This is a genomic window from Cupriavidus sp. GA3-3 (assembly GCF_000389805.1).
Lineage (GTDB): Bacteria > Pseudomonadota > Gammaproteobacteria > Burkholderiales > Burkholderiaceae > Cupriavidus > Cupriavidus necator_D.
Genome location: NZ_KB944492.1, coordinates 1 through 14,508, shown reverse-complemented (window position 1 = coordinate 14,508; position 14,508 = coordinate 1). Strand labels below are relative to the sequence as shown.

Annotated in this window: 9 protein-coding genes; 1 reads left to right on the top strand and 8 read right to left on the bottom strand. The window is 68.7% G+C overall.

Annotation, left to right across the window (positions count from 1 at the left end; genetic code table 11):
- Positions 1-142: 142 nt before the first annotated feature.
- From dacB to C265_RS22405, 5 genes are all read right to left on the bottom strand, one after another.
- On the bottom strand, positions 143-1,744 hold the full coding sequence (gene dacB, locus C265_RS22425; protein ID WP_010812190.1) for a D-alanyl-D-alanine carboxypeptidase/D-alanyl-D-alanine-endopeptidase: 1,602 nt from the start codon (positions 1,742-1,744) through the stop codon (positions 143-145).
- Between the two features lie 48 nt (positions 1,745-1,792).
- Complete coding sequence (locus C265_RS22420) at positions 1,793-2,380, bottom strand: MarR family winged helix-turn-helix transcriptional regulator (protein WP_010812189.1); 588 nt, start codon at positions 2,378-2,380, stop codon at positions 1,793-1,795.
- Positions 2,377-3,528 carry an ABC transporter substrate-binding protein gene (locus C265_RS22415; protein ID WP_010812188.1) on the bottom strand — a complete coding sequence of 384 codons (1,152 nt, stop codon included), beginning with the start codon at positions 3,526-3,528 and terminating at the stop codon, positions 2,377-2,379. Before C265_RS22415 ends, C265_RS22420 begins: the two co-directional genes overlap by 4 nt.
- 51 nt (positions 3,529-3,579) lie before the next feature.
- Positions 3,580-4,833, bottom strand: a complete 1,254-nt coding sequence (locus tag C265_RS22410) for a flavin-dependent oxidoreductase (RefSeq protein WP_010812187.1) — start codon at positions 4,831-4,833, stop codon at positions 3,580-3,582.
- Between the two features lie 156 nt (positions 4,834-4,989).
- Positions 4,990-5,442, bottom strand: coding sequence for a PACE efflux transporter (locus C265_RS22405; protein ID WP_010812186.1), 453 nt, complete (start codon positions 5,440-5,442; stop codon positions 4,990-4,992).
- Positions 5,443-5,553: 111 nt separating this feature from the next.
- Here C265_RS22405 and C265_RS22400 point away from each other — a divergent pair, with 111 nt between their 5' ends.
- A complete protein-coding gene (locus C265_RS22400) occupies positions 5,554-6,459 on the top strand; it encodes a LysR family transcriptional regulator (RefSeq protein WP_010812185.1) in 906 nt (301 codons plus the stop codon).
- On the opposite strand, the gene C265_RS22395 is transcribed toward C265_RS22400, so the two are convergent.
- From C265_RS22395 to C265_RS22385, 3 genes are read right to left on the bottom strand one after another with little or no spacing between them, the layout of a single operon-like run.
- Positions 6,446-7,924, bottom strand: coding sequence for an efflux transporter outer membrane subunit (locus tag C265_RS22395; RefSeq protein ID WP_010812184.1), 1,479 nt, complete (start codon positions 7,922-7,924; stop codon positions 6,446-6,448). The two genes, C265_RS22400 and C265_RS22395, sit on opposite strands and share 14 nt — an antisense overlap.
- Before the next feature lie 17 nt (positions 7,925-7,941).
- Positions 7,942-11,241 carry an efflux RND transporter permease subunit gene (locus C265_RS22390; protein ID WP_010812183.1) on the bottom strand — a complete coding sequence of 1,100 codons (3,300 nt, stop codon included), beginning with the start codon at positions 11,239-11,241 and terminating at the stop codon, positions 7,942-7,944.
- Positions 11,242-11,243: 2 nt separating this feature from the next.
- Complete coding sequence (locus C265_RS22385) at positions 11,244-14,366, bottom strand: MdtB/MuxB family multidrug efflux RND transporter permease subunit (protein WP_010812182.1); 3,123 nt, start codon at positions 14,364-14,366, stop codon at positions 11,244-11,246.
- Positions 14,367-14,508 lie beyond the last annotated feature (142 nt).

The following is a 14,508-nucleotide window of genomic DNA, read 5'->3' as shown; positions in this document are numbered from 1 at the left end:
GGAAGGCTGCCGCCGCAGGACGCGGCCGGCACCCTGGCATTATAGGGGCGGATCGGACGCTGGTAAGCGTCCGCTTAACAAAATGCGGCCGCGGCGTTGGCGCCAGGCCACGGCGCCGCGCCGCGGCCTGGCCGGCGCGGACTCAGGGTGCGCCGCGGTACACCCATTGCAGCAAGGCGTCGTGTGCTTCCAGCGCCTGCGCGGCATTGGGATGGTTGATCATGCTGACCACCACGTAGCGGCCGCCGTCGGCAGCATCCACATAGCCGGCCAGCGCGCGCACGTCGGCCAGCGTGCCGGTCTTCAGGTAGCCGTTGCCGGCCGCGTTGGCGCGCGTCAGGCGGTTGCGCAGCGTGCCGTCGACGCCCAGCACCGGCAGCGAATCGATCAGCACCGGCCCCACGTTGCTGGCCGCGGCCTGCTGCAGCAGGCGCGCCATGTCATAGGCGCTGATGCGTTCCTCGCGCGACAGGCCCGAGCCGTTGTCCAGCACCAGGCCGGGCATGTCCAGCCCCTGGCGCGCCAGCCAGCGCTGCACCACGCGGATCGAGCGCCCGGTGCTGGCCGGGCCGCCGCGGTCCATTTCTGCGCCGATGGTCAGGAACAGCTGGCGTGCCATCACGTTGTTCGAGAACTTGTTGATGTCGCGCACGATGTCTGCCAGCGGCAGGCCGTAGTGGCGCGCCAGCAGCACCGCGCCGCGCGGCACCTTGCCGCTGCGCAGCGCGGGCATATGGGCAAAGCGCCCGCCGGCGCGCTGCCATTCGGCGACGAAGCCGCCCCATGTGAACTCCGCATGCGACAGCGTGGCGATATTGAGCACGTGCTCGCCGCAGTCGCTGGCATAGTCGCCCGAGAACGACGCCAGCACGGTGCCGTCCGCCTGCGGCAGCACGCTCGGGCTGGCGCTGGACTGCCAGTCGCCGCAGCGGCCGTTGGTCAGCGTGAGCCGGTTGTCCAGCTTGAGCTGCGCCAGCTCGGGTGTGACGCTGACTGCCACGGTCTGGCTGGCCGGGTCCGGCGTCAGCGTGAATGACAGCGTCTTGAACGCATACAGCAGCGCATCGGGGCCGACGTTGTAGGCGCGCTGCACTTCGCCGTCGATGGTGCCATTGCCGTCCAGGCCATCGGCAAAGTAGCTGCGGTCCAGCACCAGGTCGCCGTTGATGCCGGTAGCGCCCCCGGCGCGCGCCTTCGCCACCAGCTTGGCCATTTCCTCGGGCACCAGCTTGGGATCGCCGTGGCCGCGCAGGTAGACGTTGCCGTTGACGGTGCCGTCGAAGCCGGGCTGGGCGTCGGCATAGAGCGAGGTCTGCCAGCGGTAGTCGGGCCCCAGCAGCTGCAGCCCGGCAAAGGTGGTGACCAGTTTCATGGTCGAGGCCGGGTTCATCGGCTGCTGCGCATTCCAGCTGGCGCGGGCGGTGCCCGCGCCCAGCCTGACCACGTAGAAGCTGGCGGCCGACGCCGGCACGCCGGCTCGGCGCAGCGCCGCGGCCACCGGGGCCGGCACGCCGGCGCTCACCAGTGCGGGATCGGCAGCGGTTTTTGCGGCGGTGGCGGCCTTCGCCGCTTTTGCCGCCTTGACCGTCTTGGCGGGCGCCTTGGCTTGCGCCGGGGTGGGCGCGGGACCGCCGGCCAGCAGCACGGCGGCAAGGATGGGCGAGAGCAGTGGCGACAGGCAGCGCAGCAGGGCGCCGGGTCGCGATGCAGTAGGCGCGGCGATTGTTCTTGGCATGGCGGCCATGTTAACGCATGGCCGCGGGCCGGCAGATGACAGTCTTGCCGACTGCCCTCAGCCGGCGCGCGGCGGCGCCAGCCGAGCCAGCAGTGACTTCAGCGTGGCCTGCTCGGCCTCGCTCAGCGCCGAGCCGACGTGCGCGTCGTGCGCCACCACTGCCTGCGTGGCGGCTTCCAGCGTGCGGCGGCCGGCTGCCGTCAGCACCAGGCTGTAGGCGCGGCGATCGCCGGCTGCCGGGCGGCGTGCCACCAGGTTCATCTCTTCCAGCGCGTCGACCAGCAGCACCGCCCCCGAGCGCGCGATGCCGAGGATCTGCGCCAGTTCGGTCAGCTTCAGGTGCGGGTTGCGCGAGATGATGATCAGCGCCGAAAAGCGCGGCGGCGTGATCTGCCATTGCGCCAGCGACAGCACGAAATCTTCATAGATGCGGATCTGCGCGCGGCGGATGGCGTAGCCGATCAGATTGTCGAGCACGCCATAGTCGATGTTCGGCACATGCGGGTCGAAACCGGCATCGGCACCGCCGCTTGCGGCCGGATCCGGCGCAAGCGGGTCTCGCGCCTTGCGCCGCGCGGACGCGGCGGTGGTGCTGCGCGGGCGCGGGGGTGCGGCGGGCGGTGTGCCGGATGCGTCGGGATTCATTTCAGCAGTTTCCAGTTGCCGTTGTCGATGGTCAGCATAACCCGCCCGCGCTGGTCGAAGCCATAGTGGTCTTGCCCACTGTAATTCAGCACGCCGTGCGAGACCACGATGTCGCGCTCGGTCTCCAGTGCCTGCCGCAGCGCCTGGCGGAATGCCGGCGTTCCCGGCCTGGCGTGCCTGAGCGCCACCGGCACGATGCGCTCCAGCACCAGCCCGGCGTCGTAGGCGTGGGCGCCGAACTGCGTGCGGCTGTCGGCCCCGTATTGCTTCTCATAGCGGGTGACGTAGTCCAGCCCCGGCTTGCGCACTGGGTCGCCCGCGGGCAACTGCTCCGGCACGATCACCGGCCCGGCCGGCAGGATCGCGCCATTGACCATGCGCCCGCCGATGCGGATCAGGTCCTTGGTGGCCGCGCCATGGGTGTGGTAGATGGTGCCGCCGTAGCCGCGCTCGCGCAGCGTGGTGTGCGGCAGCGCGGCGCCGGTGCCGGCGCCGGCGATCAAAATGGCGTCGGGTTTGGCGGCAATCAGCTTGATGGCCTGCGCGGTCACGCTGGTATCGGCGCGGCCGTAGCGCTCGGTGGCGATCAGGCGGATGCCGTTGGCGCTGGCGGCGGCGGTGAAGTCCTTCAGCCAGGTCTCGCCGTAGGCATCGGCAAAGCCGATAAAACCGATGGTCTTGACGCCGTTGGTCTTGGCGGTGGCGGCCACGGCATTGGCCATCAGCCGCACCGGCTGCGCCAGCCGGAAGGTCCAGGCACCGCGCCCGGGCTTGAGTTCGATCGGCGAGAACGCCAGCTGCACGGTCTGGGCCTCATCGGCCACCTCGGCAATGGCGATCGACGGCGCCACCGCGGACGAGCCCAGGATGATGTCGACCTTGTCCTCGGAGACAAAGCGGCGCGCCACCTTGGCGCCCTGGGTGGGGTCCGAGGCATCGTCCAGCACGATGTAGCGTACCGCCTCGCCGCCGATCTTCTGCGGCAGGTAGGCCAGCGAGTTCTTCTGCGGGATACCCAGCGACGCCGACGGGCCGGTGGTGGACAGGCTGACGCCGACGGTGATGTCGGCCAGCGCACTGCCGGCGCTGAAGGCGAGGGCCGCGGCCAGTGCGAGGCGGGCCAGCTTGGTGGTGGTCAGGGGCGCCATGGTGTCTCCTCTCTCGATGGTCTTGTTCTGCATTGTCAAACCTGCCGGATCCTACCGCCTGCCCTGCATCGACTGCCGGTCGAATCCCGCCAGCTGCTTGTACCGCAGCGAGATCGCCTCAAGTTCCGCGCGCGGGATCACCTGGTCGATGTCGGCAAAGCCCTGCGGCGCGCGTTCCTCGGCCAGCTGCATCACCTGCTCGGGCCCGTTCATGCGGTTGCGCAGCACGATTCCGGCGGTGCGCGGCAGGCGCTCGGCCTCGTATTCGCGCAGCGCGTAGCCGGTGTCGGGCGTGCCGAGCAGGCTGTCGAGCAGGTAGCGCGCGTCCAGGATCGCCTGGGCGCTGCCGTTCGAGCCGATCGGGTACATCGGGTGCGCGGCGTCGCCCAGCAGCGTGACGCGGTCGAAGGTCCAGCGCGGCAGCGGGTCCTTGTCGACCATCGGGAATTCGTAGATCGCCTCGGCACCGTCGATCAGCGCGGGGATGTCGATCCAGTCCCACCGCCAGTCGGCAAACGCGGCGCAGAACACGGATTTGTCGACCTGCTTGTTCCAGTCGCTGCGCGGCGGGGTGTCGGGCACGCTGTCGGGCACGCGCAGCTCGGCGATCCAGTTGACCAGCGAGCGGCCCTGGCGGCGCAGCGGTTCCGAGATCGGATAGGCCACGAACTTCTGGTCCTGGTGCCCGGCCATGAACATCGAGCGGCCGTCCAGGTAGGGCGGCGCCTCGGTGACCGCACGCCACAGCAGGCGGCGCGAAAAACGCGGCAGGTCGCCGGTGGGGTAGAAATGGCGGCGCACCGCCGAGTGGATGCCGTCGGCGCCGACCAGCACATCGGCGCTGGCCTCGACCTCGGCATTGTCGCTGCGGCGGCGCAGGCCAAAGCGCGCCTGTCCGCCCGCGCCGGTGTCCAGCACGGTCTCGAAGCTATGGCCGGTATGCACGGCGCCGGCGCCCAGGCGCTCCACCACGGTACGGTGCAACAGCATCTGGAATTCGCCGCGATGGATCGAGAATTGCGGCCAGTCGTAGCCGGCCGCCAGCCCGCGCGGCTCATGCCAGATGCGCTGGCCGCGCTTGTTGTAGTACGAGAGCGACGAGGTCTCGATGGCGATATCCGCCAGCGCGTCGCGCAGTCCCAGCTCGGACAGGATACGCACGGCGTGCGGCAGCAGGTTGATGCCCACGCCCAGCGGGCGCAGCGTTTCGCTGGCCTCCCAGACCTCGGCCTCGATGCCGTGGCGGTGGCATAGCAGCGCCAGCGTCAGTCCGCCGATGCCGCCACCGGCGATTGCGATCTTCATGGTGTCTCCCCCGCGTGCAGGATGCGCCGGTACGCAAGCGCGGGCGCGCTGCCTCCGGTCGAATTGGATTTGTTATGGAGTATAACAATTCGACCGGATGCGACAAGATGGGGAAGACCCCGGAGTGACGCCTCCGGGGTCGGGAAAAACCCGCGCTCAGCCGAGCGCGGCGCCTTCCGGCTTGGCTTGTGCCTGCAGTGAAGGCACCGGGAAGACGATGTCGTACAGCCAGTTGTACACCAGCGCGTAGACCATGTAGAAGCCGGCCACGGCGAGGTCCATGATGAGCGCATCGACCAGGCTGATGTCCAGGTACCAGGCCACCGACGGCAGGAACACCACCAGCAGGCCCAGCTCGAACAGCACGGCGTGCAGCACGCGCACCGGCACCGACTTGCGCAGCTGGCCGGTGAAACGCAGCATGCCCTTGTCGAACAGCACGTTGTACAGGTAGTTCCAGCCGGTGGCGATCAGCGAGGCGACCGCTCCGATCACGCCCATCTCGTGCAGTTCATAGCCGAAGGCCCAGCTGGCCAGCGGCGCGAAAATCAGCAGGCCGACCACCTCGAAGCCGACGGCGTGGCGAATCCGGTCCCAGGTCTTGCGCATCGTTGTTCTCCTTGCGTGTCAAACGCGATGGGAGCTAGTCTATCTGCTGGGTAGGGATTGCCAAGTTGGATACTATCTGTAAAACAGATAGATAAGCATGGAAAGTTATTTATGAGCCTCTCCATCGAGCAATTGCAGGCATTCGTCGCGGCGGCTGACACCGGTTCGTTCTCGGCCGCCGCGCGCCGGCTGGGCAAGGCGCAGTCGGTGGTCAGCGCGGCGGTGTCCAACCTGGAAATCGACGCCGGCAACGCGCTGTTCGACCGCTCCGCCCGTTACCCGGTACTGACCCCCGCGGGCGAGCGGCTGCTGGCCGAGGCGCGCGTGATCCTGGAGCGCTGCGAGCACTTCCGCGGCGTGGCCAAGAGCCTGGGCGAGGGCGTGGAGACGCGGCTGGTGCTGGCGGTGGACGAGCTCTATCCGGAAGAGACGCTGGGCATGCTGCTGGAAGAGTTCTCCAGCCGCTTCCCGGCGGTGGAGCTTGAGTTGCTGTTTCCGCTGATGGAGGACGTCAGCCGGCTGGTCCTGGAGGGCGGCGCCGACCTCGGCATCATGTGGCGGCAGGAGGTGCTGCCACCGGCGCTGGGCTTCCATGCGCTGGGCTGGGTGCCGATGCAGATCCTGTGCGCGCCCGAGCATCCGCTGGCCGGCCAGCGTGTGGACTGGGAGGAACTGAAGCGCTATCGCCAGCTGATGGTCGCCACCCGCTCAGACAGCGAAGAGAAGATGCGCCTGCGCGTGGCCGCGGACGTGTGGTGGGTGGAAAGCCAGTGGGTGATCGTGGAGCTGGTCAAGCGCGGGCTGGGCTGGGCCTTCGTGCCGTGGCACGTGGTGGCCAATTCGCCGGCCGCGGCGCGGCTGGTGACGCCGCCGCTGGCATTCCAGCAGCAGGACTGGCCGGTGGCGATGGAGCTGGTCTGGCACAAGCAGCGGCCGCTGGGCAAGGCTGCCACCTGGCTGCGCGAGCGCATCTGCCAACAGCCGCTGCCGCGCGCGCCTGCGGCTAGCGCTGGCTGACGGCCTGGTTCGAACCGGCCTGTGCCGGCGCAGCCTCCGCACCGGGCGCATGCCAGCCGCCGCCCAGCGCCTTGATCAGTACCACCGCCGCCGTGTACTGGCGGCCGGCGATCGACAGCGCGGTGCGCTCGGCGGTATAGGCGCTGGTCTGTGCCGTCAGCACGTCGAGCAGGCCAGCGGTGCCGGCGCGGTAGCGGTTGTTCACCAGCACCAGCGCCTCGCGCGCCGAGCGCAGCGCGTCGTTCTGCACCACCGCTTCCTGTTCCAGCAGCCGTTGCGCGGCGAGGTTGTCCTCGACTTCCTGGAACGCGCCCAGCACGGTCTGGCGGTAGTTGGCCACGGTCTGGTCGTAGGCCGCCACCGCCTGCGCCTTGGCCGCGCTGCGCAGCCCGCCGTCGAACAGCGTGCCGGCCAGGCCGCCGCCGATCGACCAGATCCGGTCCGGCAGCGACATCCAGCGCGCCAGCGTGCTGGCGGTCAGGCCGCCGCTGGCCGACAGCGACAGGGTCGGATAGTAGGCCGCCTGCGCCACGCCGATCTGCGCATTGGCCGAGGCCATGCGGCGCTCGGCCGCGCTGATGTCTGGGCGGCGTTCCAGCAGTTGCGACGGCACCGCGGCCGGCACGCGCGGCGGCGCGGTGCGGAAGTCGTCGGCGGCCAGCGTCAGCGCCGCGGGCGGCTTGCCCACCAGCACCGCGATGGCGTGCTCCAGCTGCGCGCGCGTGATCTGGATGTCGATCTGCTGCGCCTGCGCGCTCTTGAGCTGGGTCTCGGACTGCAGCACGTCCGAGCGCTGCGCGGTGCCCGCCGCATACTGGTTCTGCACCAGCTGCAGCGACTTCTGGTAGTCGGCCACGGTGCGGTCCAGCAGGGCCTTCTGCGCATCGGCCACGCGCAGCAGGAAGTAGCTCTGCGCCAGCGTTGCCTGTGTCGACAGCAGCGTCGAGGCCAGGTCGGCCTGGCTGGCTTGCGCGCTGGCCTCGCTGCTTTCCACCTGGCGCCGCACGCGGCCCCAGACGTCGATTTCCCAGGTTGCGCCCAGGGTCGCGCTCTGCCCGTTGAGCGTGCTGCCGCTGGCGCCGCGCGCGCGCGAGGCGCCGGCCTGTGCGTCGACGGTCGGGAAGAAGCCGGCGCGCGCGGCCTGCAGCGACGCCACCGCCTGGCGGTACTGCGCCTCGGCGGCCTTGATATTCTGGTTCGAGATCTGCACCTCGGACATCAGCGCGTCGAGCTGCGCATCGCCGAACACGGTCCACCAGTCGGCGCGTGCCAGCGCATCCTGCGGCTCGGCGGGCTTCCAGTCGCCGGTCCAGGCGGGGGTGGCGGCATCGGCTTCCTTGAAGGATGCGGAAACCGGCGCGTCGGGGCGCTGGTAGTCGGGGCCGACGGCGCAGCCGGCCAGCAGCAGCGCGCAGGCCAGCGACACCGGCAGGGCATGGGTCAGGAGGCGGGAAAGAACTGTCATGTCGAGTCTTCGCAAATCTAGACGGCGGCCGGCTGGTCAGGCGTGCCGGCACCACGGCGGCGCTGGCGCCAGGCCTTGACCTTCAGGCGCCAGCGGTCCAGCGTCAGGTAGACCACCGGCGTGGTGTACAGCGTCAGCAGCTGGCTTACCACCAGTCCGCCGACAATGGAGATGCCCAGCGGCGCGCGCAGTTCGGCGCCGTCGCCGCGGCCGATTGCCAGCGGCACCGCGCCCAGCAGCGCGGCCATGGTGGTCATCAGGATCGGGCGGAAGCGCAGCAGGCAGGCGCGGTAGATCGCGTCGCGCGGCGACAGGCCATCGCGCCGTTCGGCATCGATGGCGAAGTCGATCATCATGATCGCGTTCTTTTTCACGATGCCGATCAGCAGGATCACGCCGATCAGCGCGATGATGCTGAAGTCGGTCTTCGATGCCAGCAGCGCCAGCAGCGCGCCCACGCCGGCGGAGGGCAGCGTCGACAGGATCGTCAGCGGATGCACATAGCTTTCATACAGCACGCCCAGCACGATGTAGATCGTGATCAGCGCCGCCAGGATCAGGATCGGCTGACTCTTGAGCGAATCCTGGAACGCCTTGGCGCCGCCCTGGAAGTTGGCGCGCAGCGTCTCCGGCACGCCGATGCGCGCCATCTCGCGGGTGATCGCGTCGGTCGCCTGCGACAGCGAAGTGCCCTCGGCCAGGTTGAACGAGATCGTCGAGGCCGCGAACTGGCCCTGGTGGTTCACGCCCAGCGGCGTGCTGGACGGGGTCACGCGCGCGAACGCCGCCAGCGGCACGCGGTTGCCGTTGCCGGTGACCACGTAGATGTCCTTGAGCGCATCGGGCCCTTGCAGGTATTCCTGGCTCAGCTCCATCACCACGCGGTACTGGTTCAGCGGATGGTAGATGGTGGACACCAGCCGCTGGCCGAAGGCATCGTTGAGCACCGCATCCACCTGCTGCGCGGTCACGCCCAGGCGCGAGGCCGCGTCGCGGTCGATGATCACCGAGGTCTGCAGGCCCTTGTCGTTGGTATCGGTGTCGATATCCTCCAGCCCCTTCAGGTTCGACAACGCGGCGCGCACCTTGGGCTCCCACGCGCGCAGCACTTCCAGGTCGTCCGACTGCAGCGTGAACTGGTACTGCGAGCTGCTCTGCCGCCCGCCGATGCGGATATCCTGCACCGACTGCAGGAACAGGCTCGCGCCCGGCTCCTTGGACAGCTTGCCGCGCAGCCGCGCGATGATGGCGTCGGCCGATTCGTTGCGCTCCGACAGCGGCTTGAGCGTGACGAACATCTGCCCGGTATTGCGCTGGGAACCGCCGGTAAAGCCGGTCACGTTGACCACGGCGGGGTCGGACTGGACGATCTTGATGAAATTGTCGAGCTTGCCGCGCATGGCCTGGAACGAGGTGGCCTGGTCGGCGCGGATAAAGCCGATCAGCCGGCCCGTGTCCTGCTGTGGGAAGAAGCCCTTGGGAACGATCACGTACAGGTACACGTTGAGTGCGATGGTGGCGATCAGCACCAGCCACACCAGCGGACTCAGGCGCAGCGCCGTGGACAGCGAGCGCGCATAGCCGTCGTGCAGCCACTGGAACATGCGCTCGGTGGCACGGAAGAAGCGGCCCTGCTTCTCCGGCTCGGGCGGGCGCAGCATCCGTGCGCACATCATCGGCGTGGTGGTCAGCGACACCACCAGCGACACCAGGATCGCCACCGACAGCGTGATCGCGAATTCCTGGAACAGCCGGCCGACGATGCCGCCCATCATCAGCAGCGGGATGAATACCGCGATCAGCGACAGGCTCATCGACAGCACCGTGAAACCCACTTCGCGCGCCCCGCGCAGTGCCGCGGCAAGCGGCTTCATGCCTTCCTCGATGTGGCGCGAGATGTTCTCCAGCACCACGATGGCATCGTCGACCACAAAGCCGGTGGCGATGGTCAGCGCCATCAGCGACAGGTTGTTCAGCGAGAACCCGGCCAGGTACATCACCGAGAACGTGCCGATCAGCGACACCGGCACCGCCACGCTGGGGATAAGGGTGGCGCGCACATTGCGCAGGAACACGAACACCACCATGATCACCAGCGCCACCGAGATCATCAGCGTGTTCTCGACCTCGCGCAGCGAGGCGCGGATGGTGGGCGTGCGGTCCATCATCACGTCCATCGAGATTGCCGCGGGGATCATCTTTTGCAGCTGCGGCAGCATCTCGTTGACGCGGTCGACGGTCTCGATGATGTTGGCGCCGGGCGAGCGGTTCAGCACCAGCAGCACCGACGGCTTGCCGTTGGCCGAGCCGGCGTTGCGGATGTCCTGCACCGAGTCGACCACATTGGCCACGTCGCGCAGCCGCACCGGCACCGCGAACGAGTTGGGGCCGCTGGTGGCACTGGTGCCTCCGGTGGCGCCGCTGGTGATGGTGGTGGTGCCGCTGCTGGTGGTCAGCGTGGTCACGGTCACGCCGTTGACCACCTTGGTGCTGACGCCGCCGCTGGCGGCGGCGTTGGCGGTGCTGGCAATCAGCGCGCCCGCCGACGTCGACGAGAAGGTTCCCGGCGTGGCATAGCGGATGATCAGCGGCATGTAGTCTTCCGCCTTCATCGCCTGGTCGTTGGCGTAGACCTGCCAGTTGCTGGCGGCGTTCTCCAGCGTGCCCAGCGGCCGGTTGGCGTTGGTCGCGCTGATGGTGTTGCGCACATCCTCCAGCGAGATGCCGTAGTTGTTCAGCGCGGTCGGGTTCAGCTCGACCCGCACGGCCGGCAGCGAGGCCCCGCCGATGGTGACCTGGCCCACGCCATCGACCTGCGACAGCTTCTGCGCCAGGATGGTCGAGGCCGCGTCGTACAGCTGCCCGCGCGTCATGGTCGGCGAGGTCAGCGCGATGATCATGATCGGCGCATCGGCCGGGTTGACCTTGCGGTAGGTCGGGTTGTTGGGCAGGCTGGTCGGCAGTGTCGCGCGCGAGGCATTGATGGCCGCCTGCACGTCGCGCGCGGCGCCGTCGATATTGCGCGACAGGTCGAACTGCAGCGTCACCCGGGTGGAGCCGAGCGAACTGCTCGAAGTGATCTCGGTCACGCCGGCAATGGTGCCGAGCGCGCGCTCGAGCGGCGTCGCCACGGTGGCGGCCATCGTTTCAGGACTCGCGCCTGGCAGCGACGCCGATACCGAGATGGTCGGGAAGTCCACCTGCGGCAGCGGCGACACCGGCAGCAGCCGCAGCGCGGCCAGCCCCGCCAGCAGGATGCCGAGCGTCAGCAGCGCGGTCGCGACGGGGCGGTGGATGAAGGCAGCCGAGAGATTCATCGTTACACCGGCTCCTCGCCCGTGCCGCCTTCCTCCGGATCACCGAAGCGCCGCTTGCGCCAGCCTTTCACGCGCGTGGCCACGCGGTCGAACGCCAGGTAGATCACCGGCGTGGTGAACAGCGTCAGCACCTGGCTGACCAGCAGGCCGCCCACCATGGTCACGCCCAGCGGCCGGCGCAGTTCGCTGCCGATGCCGGAACCCAGCATCAGCGGCAGCGCCGCCAGCAGGGCCGCCATGGTGGTCATCAGGATCGGGCGGAAACGCAGCAGGCAGGCCTGGAAGATCGCATCGCGTGGTTTCATGCCGCCCTCGCGCTCTGCCTCGAGCGCGAAGTCGATCATCATGATCGCGTTCTTCTTGACGATGCCGATCAGCAGGATGATGCCGATGATCGCAATGATGCCCAGGTCCTGCCCCGCCAACAGCAGCGCCAGCAGCGCGCCGACGCCCGCCGATGGCAGCGTCGACAGGATCGTGACCGGGTGGATGGTGCTTTCATACAGCACGCCCAGCACGATATACATCGTCACCACCGCGGCCAGGATCAGCCACAGCGTGTTCGACAGCGACGCGCGGAAGGCCAGCGCGGCGCCCTGGAAGCTGGTCTGCATCGAGATCGGCAGGCCCAGCTCCTGCTCGACCCTGGTGATCTTGTCGACCGCGGCGCCCAGCGATTCGCCCGGCGCCAGGTTGAACGAGATCGTCGCCGCCGGGAACTGGCCCTGGTGGTTGATCACCAGCGGGCCGGTGCGTTCGGTGATGCGCGCGAACGCGCCCAGCGGCACCTGGCCGCCGGAAGAGGAGGGCAGGCGCAGGTCGGCCAGCGACTGCGGATTCTTGCGGAATTCCGGCATGGTCTCCAGCACCACGCGGTACTGGCTCGACTGCGTGAAGATGGTCGACACCAGCCGCTGGCCGAAGGCGCTGTACAGCGCGCTGTCGATCACCGCGGTGGTGATGCCGAAGCGCGCCGCGGCGTCGCGGTCGATATCGACATAGGCGCGCAGGCCGTTGTTCTGCTGGTCGCTGGTGACGTCGCGCAACTCGGGTTCCTGGCGCAGGCGTTCCACCAGCTTCGGCACCCACGCGGCCAGCGTGGCGGGATCGGGGTCCTCGACGGTGAACTGGTACTGCGTGCGCGAGACCTTGTCCTCGATGGTCAGGTCCTGCACCGGCTGCGTGTACAGCGACACGCCGCCCAGTTCGTGCACGGCCTGCTGCAGGCGCTGCGTGACCACGTCGATGGGGTCGCGCTCGCCCTTGGGCTTGAGGTTGATCAGCATGCGCCCGGCGTTGAGCGTGGTGTTGGTGCCATCCACGCCGATGAACGACGACAGGCTTGCCACTGCCGGGTCCTGCATCACCACCTTGGCCACGGCCTGCTGCCGGCGCGCCATGGCGTCGAACGAGGTGGTCTGGGCGGCCTCGGTGATGCCCTGGATCACGCCGGTGTCCTGCACCGGGAAGAAGCCCTTTGGCACCAGCAGATACAGCAGTCCGGTCAGCACCAGCGTGGCCACGGCCACGACCAGCGTCGCTTTCTGACGATCGAGCACCCACTCCAGCGCACGGCCGTAGCGCTCGATCACGTTGTCGAAGAAGCGGCCGCTGGCGCGGTGAAAGCGCGACAGCTTCTCTTCCGGCACATGGTGCAGCAGGCGCGCGCACATCATCGGCGTGAGCGTCAGCGATACCACTGCCGAGATCAGGATCGACACCGCCAGCGTGATCGCGAATTCCCGGAACAGGCGCCCGACCACGTCGCCCATGAACAGCAGCGGGATCAGCACCGCCACCAGCGAGAAGGTCAGCGAGATGATGGTGAAGCCGATTTGTTTCGAGCCCTTGAGCGCCGCCGCCATCGGCGAATCGCCCTTCTCGATGTAGCGCATGATGTTCTCGATCATCACGATCGCATCATCGACCACGAAGCCGGTGGCAATCGTCAGTGCCATCAGCGTCAGGTTGTTGATCGAGAAGCCGGCCAGGTACATCACGCCGAAGGTGCCCACCAGCGACAGCGGCACCGCCACGCCCGGGATGATGGTGGCCGGTATATTGCGCAGGAACAGGAAGATCACCAGCACCACCAGCGCGATCGCCAGCAGCAGCTCGAACTGCACGTCCTCGACCGAGGCGCGGATGGTGGTGGTGCGGTCGGTCAGCAGCTGCACGTGGACCGAGGCCGGCAGCGCATTCTGCAGTTGCGGCAGCAGCGCCTTGATGCGGTCCACCACTTCGATCACGTTGGCACCGGGCTGGCGCTGGATATTCAGCACGATCGCGGGCTTGTCGTTGGCCCAGGCGGCCAGGCGGCTGTTCTCGGGGCCGTCGACGATCTCGGCCACGTCGGTGATGCGGATCGGCGCGCCGTTCCTGTAGCCCAGGATGATCTGGCGGTATTCGTCGGCCGAGCGCAGCTGGTCGTTGGCGTCGATGGTGGAGGCGCGCGCGGGGCCGTCGAAGCTGCCCTTGGCGCCGTTGACGTTGGATGCGCCAATGGCGGTGCGCAGGTCGTCGATCGACATGCCCAGCGAAGCCAGCGCGGCCGGGTTGGCCTGGATGCGCACCGCGGGGCGCTGGCCGCCGCTGATGGTGACCAGGCCCACGCCCTGGATCTGCGAGATCTTCTGTGCCACGCGCGTGTCGACCATGTCCTGCAGCCTGGGCAGCGGCATGGTGTCCGAGGTCATGGCGATGGTCATGATCGGCGCGTCGGCCGGGTTGACCTTGCTGTAGACCGGCGGCATCGGCAGGTCGGATGGCAGCAGGTTGCTGCCGGCGTTGATGGCGGCCTGCACCTCCTGCTCGGCCACGTCCAGCGGCAGCGTCAGCTCGAACTGCAGCGTGATCACCGAAGCGCCGCCCGACGAGGACGACGACATCTGCTTCAGGCCCGGCATCTGGCCGAACTGCCGCTCCAGCGGCGCGGTCACCGACGAGGTCATCACGTCCGGGCTGGCGCCAGGATAGAGCGTAGTGACCTGGATGGTCGGGTAGTCGACCTCGGGCAGCGCCGACAGCGGCAGCAGCCGGTACGCCACCAGCCCGGACAGCAAGATGGCCAGCATCAGCAGCGCCGTGGCGACCGGGCGCTCGATGAAGAGGCGTGAGGGGTTCATGCGCTGTCCTTACTGCTGCGCGCCGCCGGCGGGCGGGGCGCTGGCGCCGGCCTGGCGGTGGCGGCGATGTTCGCCGGCCGCGCCGGAGGCCGCGGCCCCGCTGGCGTCGGCGTGCGCGCCGCTGGCACCGCCGCCGTCCCGG

Bases quoted from the DNA above. Each gene is read 5' to 3' on its own strand.
- C265_RS22405 (WP_010812186.1), bottom strand. From the start codon at position 5,442: ATGCGCAAGACCTGGGACCGGATTCGCCACGCCGTCGGCTTCGAGGTG.
- C265_RS22415 (WP_010812188.1), bottom strand. From the start codon at position 3,528: ATGGCGCCCCTGACCACCACCAAGCTGGCCCGCCTCGCACTGGCCGCG.
- dacB (WP_010812190.1), bottom strand. From the start codon at position 1,744: ATGGCCGCCATGCCAAGAACAATCGCCGCGCCTACTGCATCGCGACCC.
- C265_RS22420 (WP_010812189.1), bottom strand. From the start codon at position 2,380: ATGAATCCCGACGCATCCGGCACACCGCCCGCCGCACCCCCGCGCCCG.
- C265_RS22390 (WP_010812183.1), bottom strand. From the start codon at position 11,241: ATGAATCTCTCGGCTGCCTTCATCCACCGCCCCGTCGCGACCGCGCTG.
- C265_RS22400 (WP_010812185.1), top strand. From the start codon at position 5,554: ATGAGCCTCTCCATCGAGCAATTGCAGGCATTCGTCGCGGCGGCTGAC.
- C265_RS22395 (WP_010812184.1), bottom strand. From the start codon at position 7,924: ATGACAGTTCTTTCCCGCCTCCTGACCCATGCCCTGCCGGTGTCGCTG.
- C265_RS22410 (WP_010812187.1), bottom strand. From the start codon at position 4,833: ATGAAGATCGCAATCGCCGGTGGCGGCATCGGCGGACTGACGCTGGCG.
- C265_RS22385 (WP_010812182.1), bottom strand. From the start codon at position 14,366: ATGAACCCCTCACGCCTCTTCATCGAGCGCCCGGTCGCCACGGCGCTG.